Below are 16775 nucleotides of genomic sequence, written 5' to 3'. Positions count from 1 at the left end.
ATATTCCTACCGCAGGCGCAAGCAGCCCCCGGGTTGCGGAGCGATTGCGATGGTGAGTGTAGTTCAGTTGGTAGAGCACCAGGTTGTGATCCTGGCTGTCGCGGGTTCGAGTCCCGTCACTCACCCCGAGGAAGAACCCCGACCGGGATACCGGTCGGGGTTCTTCCGTTTCGCTCCCACTTCGCGCGGCGGAACGAGGTTCGCCGCTGCTGCAGCGCGGGCGAGGATCGGTTCGGCGGGCGAGCCCGGTCAGTCGGCGAGGACCCGGGCGATGAACGCCTCCACGTCGGGCAGCGACAGTTCCATCGTCGAGCCGTGACCGCCGTCGTAGACGCGGTAGTCGACGTCCGCGCCCGCCGCGCGCATCTCGGCAGCGTGGGCCGCGGACAGCGGCAGCGGGACCACCGCGTCCTTCACGCCGTGCGCGAGCAGGACCGGCCGGTCGTAGCCGGTGACGGGGACGGACAGGTAGTCCTGCAGCAGTGCGGGGAGGGGAGGCTGCGAGAGCGGACGGGCAAGCACCTCCCCCGCCTTCACGCCGCGCACCGACTCCTCGAGCTCGAGCAGGCACATCTCCTCCGCGCGGTCGACGATCTCGCGGCCGACCGGGGTGAGATACGAGTCGACGTCGGCGTCCGGATAGGCCTCGCGCAGGGCCGCGAAGATGTAGCTGCTGAAGCTCACCAGGCCCTGCAGACCGAGATCCGGGAAGTCCGGTATCCCGATGAGATAGGCCTTCTCCAGATTGGCGGGAGCGCCGGTCGCGACCGTGCCGCGGAAGTCGAGTTCGGGGGCGCGGCGTGTGGCCACCGCGCCGGTGTGCAGGGCGGCGTGCCCGCCCTGCGACTGACCCAGCACCACCCACCGGTCCGACAGCGGCGCTCCGGTGGTGTGAGCGGCCCGCACGAGGTCGACGATGCTGTTGGCGGCGCTCGGCCCGTCCAGATAGCGGTGCAGGCCCTCGGAGCCCAGCCCCGGATAGTCCGCGGCGACGAGGGCGTAGCCGGCGTCGAGCCAATGACCGAGATAAGCGTTCTCGCGCACGCCGCGCGGGAAGGCGGTGGTGTGGGCGCAGTCGTCGCCCATGCCGGTGGTGCCGTGCCCCCACGCCACGACGGGCCAGCCACCCTCCGGCGGTGGACCCGGGGGAAGAAAAACCGCACCGGTGGCGGGGGTGGATTCCCCCGAGCGCCACTCGGTGCGGTATTCGATCCTGTGGGCCTCGGCAGCGCCGGGAATCCACAGGTGAGCGGGGAGGTCCCGGACCGCGATCACCGTCCCGGCCGTTCCCGCCCCTCGGGGGACGGGGTCGGCCGCGGCGGTGCCTGGCAGGAGGAGGACGGCGGGCACGAGGAGGGCGGGGAGAACCGCGCTGCAGGATCGGAGCCGCCACCGTCGTGTCCACACGGTCATCGCGTCCTCCTCGGCGCCCCGTCGGGGCCTCCCGTCAAGCTGCGGCGTTGCCCGCCTTCCACGTCGACCACGGGATGTTCCAGTCGCCCAGACCCTCCGTGCCCGGCAGGGTGCCACCGACCGTGTTGCGGACGATGACGATATCGCCGCGCTTGGTGTTGTCGTAGATCCACTTCGCGTTGGCCGGGCTCAGGTTCAGGCAGCCGTGGCTGACGTTGCGGACACCCTGGTCGCCGATCGACCACGGCGCGGAGTGGAAGAAGATGCCGCTGTAGGACATGCGCACCGCCCAGTCGACCGGGGTGCGGTAACCCTGCGGAGAATCCGCGGGCACACCGTAGGTCGACGAGTCCATGATCATGTTCGCGAAGCGGTCGCCGATGATGTAGACGCCGTTGGGGGTGGGCGAGGAGTCCTTGCCGAAGGACGTCGGCATGGTCATCACGTCCACACCGTTGCGGTTGACGGTGACCTGCTTGGTGTTGTCGTCGGCGGTGATGATCACGGCGTCGCCGATGGTGAACGAGGACGTCACGTCCGCCTGGCCGAAGAGTCCTTCACCGAGGTCCTTGCCGTAGACCTTCACCTCGACGTTCACCGTGGTGCCCGGCGCCCAGTAGTTCTCGGGCCGCCACCGCACCTCGCGGTTGCTCACCCAGTAGAAGGCACCCTCGACCGGCGGGTTCGTGGTGACGGTGATCGCCTGCTCCGCCGCGAGGCGGTCCGGGATGTTCTCGTCGAACTGCACGGCCACCGGCTGGCCGATGCCGACGACCGAGCCCTCACCGGGCAGCACGTAGGGCTGGGTGAGGTTCGCCGGCGACGAGGTCGTGAACGACGCCACCGAGGTGGTCGCGCCGCCGAGACCGTAGGCGACGGTCTCCAGGGTGTAGCTGCGGTTGTATCCGAGAGGTTCGGTGTTCGCCCAGGTGAGGCCATCGGGCGAGAGTTCTCCCGCCACGGGCTCGCCCGCCGGGTTGAGCAGGGTCACCGAGTCGAGCTTGCCGTTGACCACCGAGACCGTGACCGGGTCGATCGGCGAGAAGCCCACGGATCCGTCGGACACGCTCGACGACACGGTCGGCTTGATGAGTGCGGCCACGGGGTTCGAATCGATGGGCACCTCGTCGGCACCCGTACCCGACGCGCCCGTACATCCGGTGACGAACGCCACGACACCGATGACGATCATCCCGAGAAGCCCTCGGGCCCGACGGCTCCGAGGACGCATCTCACTTGCTCCGGTCACTGCCATTCTCTCCGATCACGCCTCCCCCGAAGGCACTGAACTTGCACGTCACAACACGTATTCACCATCATGCCAGCCGTTGCGCAGCTCCCCCCGCGCGACGTACCCGAACGTCGATAACGTTCGAATACCGAATCGCTCCGGGTGACCGATCCGTTACGCCCCGGCGCCGGGAAACCGAATCTGACCAGCTGATTTGGTGTGCCGTGGGGACGGTGTGTAATGTTCTTGTCGTTGCCGGGACGCCCCGGGAACGGATCGTCAAGCGCCATTAGCTCAATTGGCAGAGCAGCTGACTCTTAATCAGCGGGTTCGGGGTTCGAGTCCCTGATGGCGCACAACACGAAGGCCGGGCACCTGGTGTCCGGCTTTCGCTTCGGCGAGACGCGGCATCTCGTCGTGACCCGGGCGACGGCTCGGGAACACACCGTCCAGCGCCATTAGCTCAATTGGCAGAGCAGCTGACTCTTAATCAGCGGGTTCGGGGTTCGAGTCCCTGATGGCGCACAACACGAAGGCCGGGCACCCACGGGTGCCCGGCCTTCGTCGTTCCTCTCCCCTGCGGCACCCCGCGAGGCGACCACCGCGACACGAAGGCCCCCGCACCCGGTGGATGCGAGGGCCTCGGATCCGGGACCGGATCAGCGCAGGACGCGGCGCAGCACCAGCAGCCCGACGATCGAACCCACGGCGATGAGCGCGTACTTCTTCACCTGCGGCTGATCGACCTTCGCGAGCAGGGTCTGCTTCGTGTTGGCCACCAGGTTCTTCGGGTTGGCGCGGAGGCTCAGTTCGTCGAGCGTGGCCGCGAGCTGGTTGCGGGCCCGTTCGATCTCCCGCTCGATGTCCTCGGTATCCCTACCCACGTGTGATCCTCCAGAAGGTCGCTGCAAGTGTGCTGCGACCACGGTAATGGACGCGCGCCGGAAACGGACGGACGGTCCACTAGTCTCGCCACCATGACGGAGAACAACAGACTCGCGCCCGGAGACCCCGCCCCCGACTTCACCCTGCCCGACGCCGACGGCAACGAGGTGTCGCTGTCCGACTACCGCGGACGCAAGGTGATCGTGTACTTCTACCCGGCCGCGAGCACACCGGGTTGCACCAAGCAGGCCTGCGACTTCCGCGACAGCCTCGCCGAGCTGAACGAGGCCGGTCTCGCCGTGATCGGCATCTCCCCCGACAAGCCGGCCAAGCTCGCGAAGTTCCGCGACGCCGAGCAGCTGAACTTCCCGTTGCTGTCCGACCCGGACAAGACCACGCTGGCGGCCTGGGGCGCGTTCGGCGAGAAGAAGATGTACGGCAAGACCGTCACCGGTGTCATCCGCTCGACCTTCCTCGTCGACGAGGAAGGGAAGATCGAGGTCGCGCAGTACAACGTCCGCGCGACCGGGCACGTCGCCAAGCTACGCCGCGACCTGTCGATCTGACCTCCCTCAGCCGCACCCACCGAGGGTGGACAGCAGCAGTGCCTCGGCGACCGCGAGGTTCTCGATCTCGGACGGGTCGACGCTCTCGTTCGGGGCGTGGATGACGCAGCGGGGTTCCTCGACGCCGATCAGGGCGATCTCGGCCCGCGGCACGGCGCGTTGCAGCGCAGTGCACAACGGGATCGAGCCGCCCTGCCCGGCGGTCCCGACCGCCCGGCCGTAGGCGGCCTCGAGCGCCGCGCGCAGCGCCGCGTAGCCGGGGCCGTCCGTCCGTGCCCGGAACGGCTCGCCGAGGACGTCACGGTCGATACGCAGGTGCGCTCCCCACGGCACGTGGGCCTCGAGGTGGGCGACGAGCGCGTCCTGCGCGGTCCTCGCGTCGATGCCGGGCGGCACCCGCAGGTTCAGACGTGCCGAGGCGCGGGGCACGATCGCGGCCACTGCCCCTTCGACCGGCGGGGCGTCGATACCGAGGACGGTCAGGGTGGGTCGCGCCCACACCGCGTCGGCGACGGTGCCGGAGGTCGGCAGGGTCACCCCGTCGAGCACCCCGGCGTCGGCGCGGAACCGCTCCTCCGGATAGGGCACGCCGGCCCAGGTGGCAGTGCAGTCCAGGCCGTCGACGACGGTGTTGCCGTGCTCGTCTCGCAGGGTGCCGAGCAGGTGGATCAGGGCGGCGAGCGCGTCCGGTGCCGCTCCCCCGTACATCCCGGAGTGGATCTCGCCCTTCAGCGTCTCGATGTGGACGTCGACGTTGGCGATGCCGCGCAGGGTGGTGGTGAGCGTGGGCTGCCCGACCTCGGCGTTGCCGGAGTCGCCGATGACGATGAGGTCGGCGTCGAACAGTTCGGGGCGCTCGGCGACCAGACGGTCGAGGCCGGCGCCGCCCATCTCCTCGGAGCCCTCGACGACGATGCGGACACCGACGGGCAGCGGGCCGTCCTGGTGCAGCGCGCGCAGGGCCAGCAGGTGCATGACGATGTTGCCCTTGCAGTCGGCGGCGCCGCGCCCGTACCAGCGGCCGTCCCGGTCGGTGAGGGTGAACGGCGGGCTGAGCCACAATGATTCGTCGCCCGGGGGCTGGACGTCGTAGTGGCTGTAGAGCAGGACGGTGGGTGCACCCGCCGGGGCGGGGCTGTGGCCGATCACGGCGAGGGAACCGTCGGACGTCCCGATCGTCTCGACGTGCGCGATCCCGGCGTCCCGGAAGGCGTCCTGCACCCAGTGGGCGGCGGCGACGCACTCCTCTGCGGGGAACTTCCGGGGATCGGCGACGGATCGGAAGGCCACGAGGGTGGCGAGATCGGTGCGCGCCGCCGGCATCGCGGCGCGGATCCGGTCGCGGAGTCGGTCCCGGATGGCGGTGTCCACGCTGTTCATTGCTCTCCGTCCGTCGTGCCCTGTGCCTGCCCGTCATCCTAGGACCGGGCCGGACGGACGGATCGGGACGCCACGGGTCCCGATCAGCGGTTCCGGTGATGCAAGACGTGTCACATCCGGCATTTCTGACACTCTGACTAACAGCAAGTGTTCGGTAAAGGCACCCCCTACGGCTAGCCTGAGCGCGTGGAGTCAGCAACGAACGGCCGTCGCGCCCCGCGCCGCCGGATCGATCCGGCACTCGAGGTCCAGTCCGAGCCTCAGGAGCTCGTGCCGCGCCGACGGCCCACCCAGGAACGCAGTCGCCGCAAGTTCGACGCGCTGCTGGCCGCCTCGCGGGAACTGCTCACCGAAGTCGGGTTCGAGTCGTTCACCTGCGAGGAGGTCGCGGCGCGCGCCGACGTCCCGATCGGCACGCTCTACCAGTTCTTCGCCAACAAGTACGTGATCGTGTGCGAACTCAACCGGCAGGATCTGGTGGGTGTGCAGGACGAACTCGCCCAGTTCAACGGCAAGATCCCGTCCGTCGACTGGTTGCGCTTCCTCAACAACTTCGTCGACCACCTGGCCGGTCTGTGGACCACCGATCCGTCCCGCCGCGAGGTGTGGCTGGCGATGCAGTCCACCCCGTCGACGCGGGCCACCGGCGCCATCCACGAACGCGAGTTCGCCGAGCGGGTCGCGCGGATGCTCGCCCCGCTCACCCCGGACACCCCGCGGGCGCGACGCAAGCTCATGGCAGAGGTGCTCGTGCACATCGTGTACTCGATGCTGAACTTCTCGGTCCAGGACGACCAGACCCACGCCGACGCGGTGTTCGAACTCAAGCGGATCATGGTCGCCTACCTGCAGGTCGCCGAGCAGGATTCACGTGCGCAGGCCAAGCGCCGCAAGCGACGTGAGGAGTCCGAACGCAAGCGGGCGGAACTGGAGAAGGGCGAACCGGAGACGGACGGGCAGGAGCAGTCCGCCCCCGAGGAACCCGACGCGGACACGGATCGGGCCGAGGAGACGTCCGCCCCCTCGGCCCGATAGCCGTTCCTTATCGCCTCACGCGTCCGGTTCGTCGAGGACGACGAACGCGCCGGCCATGTCGCCGTCATGGGTCAGCGACACGTGGATCCGCATCCCCGCGAGCTTCTCGGCAACCTCGCGGTGCAGCCGGATGCTCGGGCGACCCCACGCATCCGAGACCACCTCGATCTGCTGGTGGATGGTCTCCGGCAGGACCGGCGGGCTGCCGAACAGCGACGCCGACCACGCCTTGATCACCGCCTCCTTCGCCGCCCACCGGGCCGCGAAGTGACGGGCCGGATCGGAGCTGCGGGTGTTCGCGTCGCGACGTTCACCCGGTGTGAAGTTCGCCAGCATCGTCGTACCCGGACGACTCAGCTGTTCCGCGAACTCCGGCACCGATACGAGGTCGAACCCGACACCCGCAACTCCCATTCCGGTATCCGTCCTGCTCGTGGCTACTTGCAGCCGGGCAGACCCGAGCGGTACACCTCGTCGTCGCCCAGGCGGGCCTCCGGCGAGAGCAACACGTCCGCTTCGAGCTGACGCGAGGCCGAGGCCGGAACCCCGTCGCCGCCGAGGCGGCGATCCGCGGGCCGCTGGTACAGCGAGGCACCACCGGTCATCGCGTCGAGCAGGCGACGCTTGCCGGCGACAGTGCGCTCGGCCGCCTTCTTCAGGTACGCCTCACGCCGCTCCGCCGGGATGGCCTCGACGAACGCCTGCGAGTGGACCACCGCGATCAGGCCCGACACGTGGCCGAAGCCGAGGCTGGTCAGCAGGCCCGCCTTGAGCGGAAACCGCTCGCCGAAGCGGATCGGGGTGCGCGCCCACACCAGGTGCTCGAACTGCGCCATCTTGTCGTCGACGCAGTCGAGGCTGCGGTTCGGCGGGACGACGCCGTTCGCCAGGACCTGGCACAGGCCGATCAGCTGGAAGGCCGCCGCGCCGCCCTTGGCGTGACCGGTCAGCGACTTCTGGGAGATCACGAACAGCGGGTTGCCCTCGCTGCGGCCCAGCGCGCCGGCCAGCCGCTCGTGCAGCTCCGCCTCGTTCGGGTCGTTCGCCGCGGTCGAGGTGTCGTGCTTGGAGATCACCGCGATGTCGTCGGCCGTGACGCCGAGCTTGCGCAGCTCCTTCGCCAGACCCGACTCGCGACCGCCGCGACCCGCACCGAGCGCACCGATGCCGGGCGCCGGGATGGAGGTGTGGACACCGTCGGCGAAGGATCCCGCCCAGGCGACCACGCCGAGGACCGGCAGACCCATCTCGAGGGCCACGTCGCCGCGGGCCAGCAGCACAGTGCCGCCACCGGCCGACTCGACGAACCCGCCGCGACGACGGTCGTTGGCGCGGGAGAAGCGACGCTCGCTGATGCCCTTGGCCAGCATGTCGTCCGACTTGGCGGTCGCGGACATGTCACCGAAGCCCACGATGCCCTCGATACCGAGATCGTCGAAGCCACCGGCGACGACCAGGTCGGCCTTGCCGAGCTTGATCTTGTCGACGCCCTCCTCGACGGACACCGCAGCCGTGGCGCACGCCGCGACCGGGTGCACCATCGCACCGTAGCCACCGACATACGACTGGACGACGTGCGCGGCGATGACGTTCGGCAGGGCCTCCTGCAGGATGTCGTTCGCCCGCGACTCGCCGAGCAGCGTGTCGATGTACAGCGACCGCATCGAGGACATGCCGCCCATGCCGGTGCCCTGCGTGTTGGCGACCATCGACGGGTGCACCCAGCGCAGCAGCTCCGACGGGGTGAAGCCGCTGGTGAGGAACGCGTCGACCGTGGTGACGATGTTCCACAGGCCCACCCGGTCCACCGACTCGGCCATGTCCGCGGGGATGCCCCACTTGGTGACGTCGAAACCGGTGGGGATCTGGCCACCAACCGTGCGGGACAGCTTCATCTTGCGCGGCACGCGGATCTCGGTGCCGGCCTTGCGGGTGACCGTCCAGTCCCCCGACTCGGGGTCGACGGACGCGACGGTGTTCTCCGGGTCGGCATCGACGAACGCGCGGGCCTCGGCCTCGGAACCGACGACGAAGGACAGGTCCTTGTCGAGGAACACCGAGGTCAGCAGCGGCGCGGCGTTGTCGATCATGGCGCCGTCGTCGGCGTAGCGGCGGATGCCGCAGCGCTCGACCACCGCGTCGTGGTAGCGGTCGGCGATCTCCGACTCGGGCACGAACTCACCGGTCTCGGTGTCGTAGAAGCCCGGCTTCGGGTCGTTCTCCCAGCCGATCAGGCCCGTGACCCAGGCCAGCTCGAGGACACCGGCGGCCGACAGTTCCTCGTCGACCTCCATCTCGAAGCGGGTGCGCGCCGAACCGTAGGGGCCGAGCTCGCCGGCACCGACGATGACGACCATGTCCGACAGGTCCGCGGTGACCGTGCCCCACTCCGGGGTCGGCAGCGCGTCGACCCGCGGCGCCTCGGGCAGCGCCGCGATGGTGGCGGCGTCGTCCTCGGTCTCCTCCGCGGCGGCGTCGGCGGCCTCCTGCGCCTGCTTCGCCAGGCCCGGCAGGTCGACGTCCACCTCGGACAGTCCACCGGTCAGGTCCGCGACGAGCGGGGTGTCGGCGGCCAGACGCCTGGACTCCGGTCCGACCAGCTTCAGCAGCTCGTCGGCCATCTCCTGCGTGGACCAGGTGCGGACACCGGCGGCCTCGACGGCCTCGACCAGCGGGTCGTTGCCGCCCATCAGGCCCGTGCCGCGCACCCAGCCGATGAGTGCGTGGGCGAGGGTGACGCGCTCGGCCCAGGTGCGCTCGGCGCTCCAGCGGTTGACGATCGCGTCCAGCGCGGCCTTCGACTCGCCGTAGGCACCGTCGCCACCGAACTTGCCGCGGTTCGGCGAACCGGGCAGCACCACGTGTAGGTGGGTGTCGACATCACGGTCGTACCCGATCTCCGCCAGACCGGCGATCAGCCTCTCGACCGACCACAGCAGCACCCGCATCTCCATCTCGGCGCGGGCACCGGCGTCGGCGAGCGAACCGGCCACGCGCGGCGCGGCGAACGGGAACAGCAGCGTCGGGGTGAGCGCGTCCTTGATGAGCTTCTTCGAACCACCGGCGACCTCGACGGTCTCTGTGCCGATCCACTCGATCAGGGCGTCGACGTCGCTGTAGGACGCCATGTTCGCGGGCACCACCCACAGGGCCGCACCGGCGCGGGCGTTGCGGGCGTAGAGCTCCTTGTAGAAGCCCAGCCGGCCCTCGTTCAGCGAGGACGTGGTGACCACGACCGTGGCGCCGCCACCGAGCAGTTTCGCGGCGACCGCGGCGGCGATACCGCCCTTGCTGGCGCCGGTGACCACGGCGACCTCGTCCGCGTACTCGGCACCCGCGGTGTCGACCGCGGCCTCGGCGATCGCCGCGTAGGTGGCAGCGAGTTCCGTGCGACCGGCCTCGGTGGCCTTGGCGGCCCAGAAGCGGGCGTGTGCGGCGACGGTGCGGCCGGCGCCGGTGAAGCGCGTGACCGCGGCGAACTCGGGATCGAGCCACAGGCGGGCCAGATCCTCGCGGGCGGTGGCCCAGCGGTCGTCGATCAGGACGGCCTTGCGGGCGTCGAAGGCCGGCGCGACCAGACGCGGCCAGTCGGAGCCGAGCTCCGCCGAGACCAGGTCGACGAGCTCGTCGTCGGCCTTGTCGGCCAGATCGGAGACCTTCTCGGTGTGGCCGAGCTGCTCGAGCACGAGGCGTGCGGCGTTGGCGAGCACACCGTCGCGACCGGTGATCTGCTCGGCGAACTCGCCGAGGGCAGCGGCGTCGACCGTCGCGCCCCCGCCACCACCGGCGGAGGGCATCGACACGGCGATCCCGCGGCGCGAGGCAACCGACTGCACGGCGGCGTCGATCAGCTTGTCGACCGAGGCGGCATCCGAGAGGGCACCGTCGGTCAGGCCACCCAGATCACCACCGCGGACGGACGAGCCGTCGCGGCTGCCGAGCGCGACCTCGGCGGTGACGTGCGACGCCCAGCCCTCGCCCAGACCCCACACCTTGGTGACGCGCTCGGCGACGTAGGCGGGACGCTTGCCGGACGGGCCGAACACCTTGCGCAGGTGGTCGTTGATGGAGTCGGACAGCACCGGGCCGAACGGGCGGTAGGTGCGGGCCAGCCGGTCCACGGTGCCGGCGAGGGCACCCATGTCGGCGTCGGCGGCACCGTCGATCGCACCGAGCGACAGCTCGGAACCGAGGTCGACGAGCAGCTGGTTGCGGCGCGAGGACACACCGTCGCACAGCGCCTCGATCGTGTCGGCCGGGCCGATCTGATCCGGGCGCAGCTTCGTCCACAGGGCGATGAGCACCTTGGTGGCGTCGGCGGCCTTGAACGCGATGTCGTCCGGGGTCGGTCCACCGGCCGGAGCCGCGGGGGCCGCGGGAGCGGCGGCAGGAGCCGGAGCGGCAGCCGCGGGGGCCTCGGCGGCCGGGGCGGCCGGCTCGTCGTCCTCGACCGGCGCCGGATCGGTATCGGTCGAGTAGACGATCGACGCCTCGCGCTCGATGTTGAGCACCTCGACCGGGTGGCCGAAGCGGCCGGGCAACTTCAGGGTCTGCGACGCGAGGTTCGCGACCGTCGGAGCGGCACCGAGGCCGACCTCGACGAACCGCTCGACACCGAGACCACCGTCCTCCTCGGGGGCGAACAGCAGGTCCTGCGTCTCGATCCAGCGCACCGGCGACGCGAACTGCCAGGCCAGCAGTTCGGCGAGCACCACGCGGGTCAGCTCGACCGGCTTGGCCGACCAGCTGTCGAAGTCCGCGAGGACATCGGCGAGCGGCTGCGACGGCACCAGGTCGGCGATCTCCTGGACGAACTCGCGGCCCAGGTCGAACGGCTTGGGCACCAGATTCGGGATGTACCGGCCGATGAGGGTGTTCGGGTCGATCTCCTGCGGCAGCAGGGCGAGCAGCCGCTCACGGAAGTCGTCGACACCGCCACGCAGCACGGTCGAGTGGAACGGCACGTCGATGCCCGGCACCAGGATGAACGCGCGCTTGCCACCGAACTCGGCGACCTTGCGCTCGATCACGGTCTGGAGGGCCTCGAGGCCGGCGACCGTACCGGCGATCGCGTACTGCGAACCGCGCAGGTTCAGGTTCACGATCTCGAGGAACTCACCGGTCTCCTCGGCGACACCGGCGACGAAGGCCTGCAGGTCCTCGTCGGCGACACCGAACTGCGACGGCCGGATCGCGGCCATGCGGTAGTTCGAGCGGCCCTGCGCGTCGCGCGGCACCAGGGCGTGCATCGCGGAGCCGCGCTGGAAGACCACCTCGAGGACGGCCTCGAGCGGCAGCACACCGGCGACAGCGGCGAGGGCGTTGTACTCACCGACCGAGTGACCGGCCAGGTAGGCGTCTTCGACGAACGCGCCGGCCTCCTTCAGCTCGGCGATCTGCGCGACACCGAGGGTCGCCATCGCGACCTGCGTGAACTGCGTCAGGTGCAGCACACCGTCGGGGTGCTTGTGGGTGACGCCGCGGGCCTTGATCTCCGTCGGGTTGTCCCGCACCACGGCGAGGATCGAGAAGCCGAGGGCCTCGCGGGTGTGCTTGTCGGCGCGCTCCCAGATCTCGCGGGCGGCCTTCGAACGGGCCCGCGCGTCGAGACCCATGCCCGGACGCTGGATGCCCTGGCCCGGGAAGGCGTAGACGGTCTTGGGGGCGGCGATGCGGCCGGTCGCGACCATCACCAGGTCGCCGTCGACGCGGCAGCCCACCTCGACGACCTCGGCGCCACGGTCGGTGGCGATGCGGTCGACCCGCACGTCGATCTTCGCGCCCGGACGGACCATGCCCAGGAAGCGGGTGGTCCACGCGGTCAGGCGACGCGGCGGAAGCTTGGCGTCCTGCTCGATCGCCGTGACGACCTGCTGGGCGGCGGCCGACAGCCACATGCCGTGGACGATCGGGCTGCCGAGACCCGCGAGCAGCGCCGCGTTGTCGGAGGTGTGGATGGGGTTGTGGTCGCCCGAGACCTTCGCGAAGGCGCTCATGTCGGTCGGGGCGACGATCACGGCGTCGCGGCGACGGCGGCGCGGCGTGTCGGTGACCGACTCGCTCAGCGCACCCCCGGCGCGGACCGGATCGGCGAGCTCGGCGGTGCCGGTGCGGCCGCGGATCGCGAAACGCTCGGCGAGGGTGGCGACGACCCGGTCGCCGGAACCGTCACCGCTGTCGGCGGTGATGATCACGTCGACCTCGACGACACGCCCCAGGTCGGTGTCGGAGACACCGGTGACCTCGGCCTTGACACCCAGGAAGGCGGGCTCGGTGGGCAGGCCGTTCTTCACGTCGATCGCGTGGTCGAGGTGGACCAGGTCGAGCATGCCCTCGATGACCGACTGGTCGGCCTCGGTGCGGGCGGCGCCGAGCACCGCGAACACGGCCGGCCAGCAGGCACCCACGAGGACGTCCGGCACACCGTTGCCGCTCGGCGTCAGGGTCTCCGGCAGACCCGAACCGGTGACACCGGCGTGGTCGGCGATCTTCTCCGGCAGCCAGCCCAGGGTGATGCGGGCGGCGCCCTTCTTCACCTCCGGCAGCTCCTGGCCGGCGGCGACACCGAGCAGGGCCGACATCGACGCGTCGGCGTCGGCCGCGGTGACGACCGGTGCACCGCCGGAGACCACCGAGGCGGGCACGGTCAGGCGGATCTCGACGGCCTTGTCCTGGACCAGCGGCACGCGCAGGCCGACGTGCTCGTCGTCGAGGACCGTGAGGGTCGCACCCGTCGGGGCGTGCGAGGCGGCGGTCTCCGACTCGACCGTCCACTCGTCGAGATCACCGAGGCGGTGGACGGGGTTGCGGGTCTGGCGACCGGCCCAGGAGACGTCCGGCGAGGACAGCACGGCGTCGAGGATGCCCGGCGCGATGTCGCGGTGACGGCGGGCGACGAGCTTGACCGGCTCGGCGCCCTCGGCGACGAGTTCGTCGGCGGCGGCCTTCTCGAAGCGGTCGAGCAGCTCACCGACCGGCTCGTCGACGCGGGTGATGCCCGCGACGGCGACGGTGCCCGGGATGATGCACACCTGGTCGGCGGAGTAACGCGGGTCGTGGGCCTGCCACAGCGAGTCCGAACGCCACCAGCGGCGCACGTCCTGGTCGACGACCGGCACGAAGTTCACCGGCTTGCCCGGCGATTTGCACAGCGACACGAAGAACGGCACGTCGGCCGGGTGCAGCACGACCTCGCCGGCGTCCGGGTACTGCGCGAGCAGCGACTTGATGGCGGCGTGGGGACGCTCGAGCACGGCGTCCTCGGCGAACAGCGTCGGGATCGGGCCCTTGCACACGGGGTGCAGGCGGGCCTCGGCGCGCTGCAGCATCTCGCGGAAACGCTCACGCCACGACACGTCCAGCCACGGGCTGGTGTGGGCCTCGGCCAGGACGTCCGACAGGTCGGTGCCGCAGTCGAACTCGGCGGCGGTGTCCGGGCCGACGGTCAGCTCGAGGTAGCGCTCGAGCCACTCCAGGTAGGTCATGGAGTCGAGGTCGCCGAAGTACGGCTTCGCCGTGCGGTTCAGGGCCTCGATGATCTCGTCGCGGCGGGCGGCGACGGCATCGGCGTCACCGGCGACCTCGTCGAGCAGCCGGCCGGTGCGGGACGCGGCGTTGTCGATCTCGTGGATGTCGGCGCCGAGCTGGCTGCGGCCGGAGGCCATACCGCCGGTCGCGGTGCCGGCGGCGACCCACTCGGAGGTGCCGGGGGTGTCGGCGAGCAGCTGCTTGACCTCGGGAGCCGTGGTGGCCTCGAGGGTCGCCATGGCGGCGGTGCCGACCAGGATGCCGTCGAGCGGCATGGCCGGGAAGCCGTAGGCGGTCGACCAGCGGCCGGTCAGGTACTCGGCAGCCTTCTCCGGCGTGCCGATGCCGCCACCGACGCACAGCACCAGGTTCGGGCGGGTGCGCAGCTCGGCGTAGGTCTCGAGGAGCAGGTCGTCGAGGTCCTCCCAGGAGTGGTGGCCACCGGCGCGGCCACCCTCGATGTGGGCGATGACCGGGTAGTCCGGGACCTCGTTGGCGATGCGGATCACCGAACGGATCTGCGCGACCGTGCCCGGCTTGAAGGCGACGTGCTCGATGCCGGCCTCACGCAGGTCGGCGATGATCTGCACGGCCTCCTCGAGCTCCGGGATGCCGGCGGTGACGACGACACCGTCGAAGGGCGCACCGGCCGCGCGGGCCTTGGGCACCAGACGCTTGCCACCGACGTGCAGCTTCCACAGGTAGGGATCCAGGAACATCGAGTTGAACTGGACGGCGCGACCCGGCTCGAGCAGCTCGGTCAGCTCGGCGACATGGTCGGCGAAGATCTGCTCGGTGACCTGGCCGCCACCGGCGAGCTCGGCCCAGTGGCCGGCGTTCGCGGCCGCGGCGACGATCTTCGGGTCGACGGTGGTCGGGGTCATGCCCGCGAGCAGGATCGGCGAGCGACCCGTCAGACGCGTGAAGGCGGTCTCGACGGCGATGCGGCCGTCCGGCAGTTCGACCGGCTTCGGGGCGAACTCGGACCACGCGCGCGGGACCTCGGGCTCGGCGCCCGGGGTGAGGAGATTGCGCTGGCCACCGCGGGTCGCGGCGGCGATGATGCCCACGCCCTGGCCGCGCAGACCCGAGCTGGTCATGCGGGTGAGCAGCTCACCCGGGCCCAGGTCGAGGATCCACCCGGCACCGGAGGCGACGGCCTCGTCGACCTGCGCGACCCAGTCGATCGGGGCGACGAGGATGGCGTGCGCCAGGCTGCGGGCGAGTTCGGCGTCGAGCTCGCAGCGGGAGGCCCAGTCGGCGACCTGCTCGACGGCGTCCTCGAAGGCGGGGTGATGGAAACCGACCTCGGCCACGACGGGCTCGAAGACCGGGGAGAACACGGCGCCGCCGCGCTTCTTGGCTTCACGTTCGCGGGTCTCGGCCGCGGAGATCTCCTCGCAGCGCTGCTGCACGCGCTCGAGCGCCGCCGGCGGACCGGACAGCACGACGCGACGGCGGGCGTTGCGGATGGCGAGAACGGCGCTGCGCTCGGGATCCTGGCCCTCGAAGACCTCGGCAACGATGGCGCGCAGGCGCTCGGGGTCGACGTTGGAGACGGCGAGCATCGGGTATTTGCCGGCGCCCGAGATCAGGCCACGGCGGCGACCGATGAGGGTCGCGGCGGCACCGATGAGCTGGGCGATGGCGAGGATCTCGGCGTCCTTGCGACCGGCAGCAGCGACGGACTCCACAGCGAGGACACCCTGCGAGTGGCCGATGACGGAGGTCGGCGGCACGGTCTCGACGTCGAGGCCCTGGTTGGACAACGCGCGCAGTGCGGCAGCCTGGGTGAGGAAGACGCCGGGCAGCGACACGGCCGCGGAGGTCAGGACCGTGTCGGACGGGCCCGCGGGCGCGTCGTCCTCACCGGCGAGTTCGGCTTCGAGGATCCACGCGACGGGATCGAAGCCCGTGGGCCGGACCACGACGAGGTCGCCGGCGACCGGAGCGAGGTGGCTCGCGGCGCGGTTGACCAGCTCGGTGAGCACCGGCTCGAGTCCGTTGTCGCGGCTGAGCTCCTCGAGCGAGGAGAGCCAGGGCGCACCCTGACCGCCGAAGGCGAGTGCGTAGGGCTCACCGGCGAGAAGCTTGTCGATCAGGGCGCGGGCCGGGGCAGCGGCCGCGGTGCGTTCACCGGTTCGTCGTGATGCCTTCGAGTTCCGTCCGTTGTCGCCTGGTGTGGTCTCGTCGATCGTCACGCGTGTGGTTCCTCTCCTGAACACCCCGGCGTCGAGGCATCGGTCTTTCAGCGCTGCGCGCCGGTGTGCTGCTGGACTAGTGGTCCGCTCTTCGGGCACGCCAAGGTTCGCACAAAATCATGAGGGGTTCCTCATGTTTTGTTTCGCGCACTTTGCCGGGCAGCCCCTCTACCAGTGATTTCGCTCACACACCTCCGGAAAAGCGACTGGCGAGTAACTCGAATCACCCCAGGCTGCGCCGATGCATGGACATCCTCGAACCCGAGGAAAGCCTCACGTTTTTCGTTACCGAATCGTTACCTGTTGACGCGCGACCCCGCGTCGTGCATTCGACTGCCGAACCTGTCGGACCCCCGCGATAGCTTTCGGGCGAATCGAACGAATATTCGATAGGGGGCACGATGGGGAGAAGGGTGAAGTACACGAAGGAGATACTCGAGGAGGCCGTCGCGAGGTCCACCAGCATCGCGGGAGTGCTGCGGCATCTGGGGCTGAAACAGGCCGGAGGCACGCAGGCGAATATCAGAGGCAGGATCG

At 70.4% G+C, this 16775-nt stretch carries 8 protein-coding genes and 3 tRNA genes; 5 read left to right on the top strand and 6 right to left on the bottom strand.

The features are described 5' to 3' along the window. The first annotated feature begins 52 nt into the window (after positions 1-52). Positions 53-125 (top strand) — tRNA-His (locus OED52_RS07690). Between the two features lie 124 nt (positions 126-249). On the opposite strand, the gene OED52_RS07685 is transcribed toward OED52_RS07690, so the two are convergent. Both OED52_RS07685 and OED52_RS07680 read right to left on the bottom strand, forming a co-directional pair. Further along, positions 250-1413: a lipase family protein gene (locus OED52_RS07685; RefSeq protein WP_264154053.1), complete on the bottom strand. Its 1164-nt coding sequence runs from the start codon at positions 1411-1413 to the stop codon at positions 250-252. A 34-nt stretch (positions 1414-1447) separates the two neighbouring features. After that, positions 1448-2605 (bottom strand): L,D-transpeptidase, encoded by a 1158-nt coding sequence (locus OED52_RS07680; protein WP_264154052.1) that lies wholly within the window; start codon positions 2603-2605, stop codon positions 1448-1450. Positions 2606-2927: 322 nt separating this feature from the next. Between OED52_RS07680 and OED52_RS07675 the strand changes: the two genes are divergently transcribed. Together OED52_RS07675 and OED52_RS07670 are read left to right on the top strand one after the other, a co-directional pair. Next, positions 2928-3000: transfer RNA gene (locus OED52_RS07675), tRNA-Lys, on the top strand. Between the two features lie 96 nt (positions 3001-3096). Further along, a tRNA-Lys gene (locus OED52_RS07670) sits at positions 3097-3169 on the top strand. A gap of 134 nt (positions 3170-3303) precedes the next feature. Here OED52_RS07670 and OED52_RS07665 read toward each other — a convergent pair. Then, positions 3304-3528, bottom strand: a complete 225-nt coding sequence (locus OED52_RS07665; protein ID WP_264154051.1) for a DUF3618 domain-containing protein — start codon at positions 3526-3528, stop codon at positions 3304-3306. 93 nt (positions 3529-3621) lie between these two features. On the opposite strand from OED52_RS07665, the gene bcp reads away from it, so the two are divergent. Beyond that, positions 3622-4095: a thioredoxin-dependent thiol peroxidase gene (gene bcp, locus OED52_RS07660; protein WP_264154050.1), complete on the top strand. Its 474-nt coding sequence runs from the start codon at positions 3622-3624 to the stop codon at positions 4093-4095. 6 nt (positions 4096-4101) lie between these two features. On the opposite strand, the gene OED52_RS07655 is transcribed toward bcp, so the two are convergent. Beyond that, positions 4102-5475 carry a dipeptidase gene (locus tag OED52_RS07655; RefSeq protein ID WP_264154049.1) on the bottom strand — a complete coding sequence of 458 codons (1374 nt, stop codon included), beginning with the start codon at positions 5473-5475 and terminating at the stop codon, positions 4102-4104. A gap of 186 nt (positions 5476-5661) precedes the next feature. Here OED52_RS07655 and OED52_RS07650 point away from each other — a divergent pair, with 186 nt between their 5' ends. Further along, the gene (locus OED52_RS07650) at positions 5662-6510 is read left to right on the top strand and encodes a TetR/AcrR family transcriptional regulator (RefSeq protein WP_413247729.1); all 849 of its coding nucleotides are present in this window, start codon (positions 5662-5664) and stop codon (positions 6508-6510) included. 15 nt (positions 6511-6525) lie between these two features. On the opposite strand, the gene acpS is transcribed toward OED52_RS07650, so the two are convergent. Together acpS and OED52_RS07640 are read right to left on the bottom strand one after the other, a co-directional pair. Then, positions 6526-6924 carry a holo-ACP synthase AcpS gene (gene acpS, locus OED52_RS07645; protein WP_264154048.1) on the bottom strand — a complete coding sequence of 133 codons (399 nt, stop codon included), beginning with the start codon at positions 6922-6924 and terminating at the stop codon, positions 6526-6528. A 23-nt stretch (positions 6925-6947) separates the two neighbouring features. Further along, complete coding sequence (locus OED52_RS07640; protein ID WP_264154047.1) at positions 6948-16238, bottom strand: type I polyketide synthase; 9291 nt, start codon at positions 16236-16238, stop codon at positions 6948-6950. Positions 16239-16775: the final 537 nt, after the last annotated feature.

It is taken from the genome of Rhodococcus sp. Z13 (assembly GCF_025837095.1).
Lineage (GTDB): Bacteria > Actinomycetota > Actinomycetes > Mycobacteriales > Mycobacteriaceae > Rhodococcus > Rhodococcus sacchari.
Note: the sequence above shows the minus strand (reverse complement) of the source record. Positions and strands in the feature narration are given on the sequence as shown.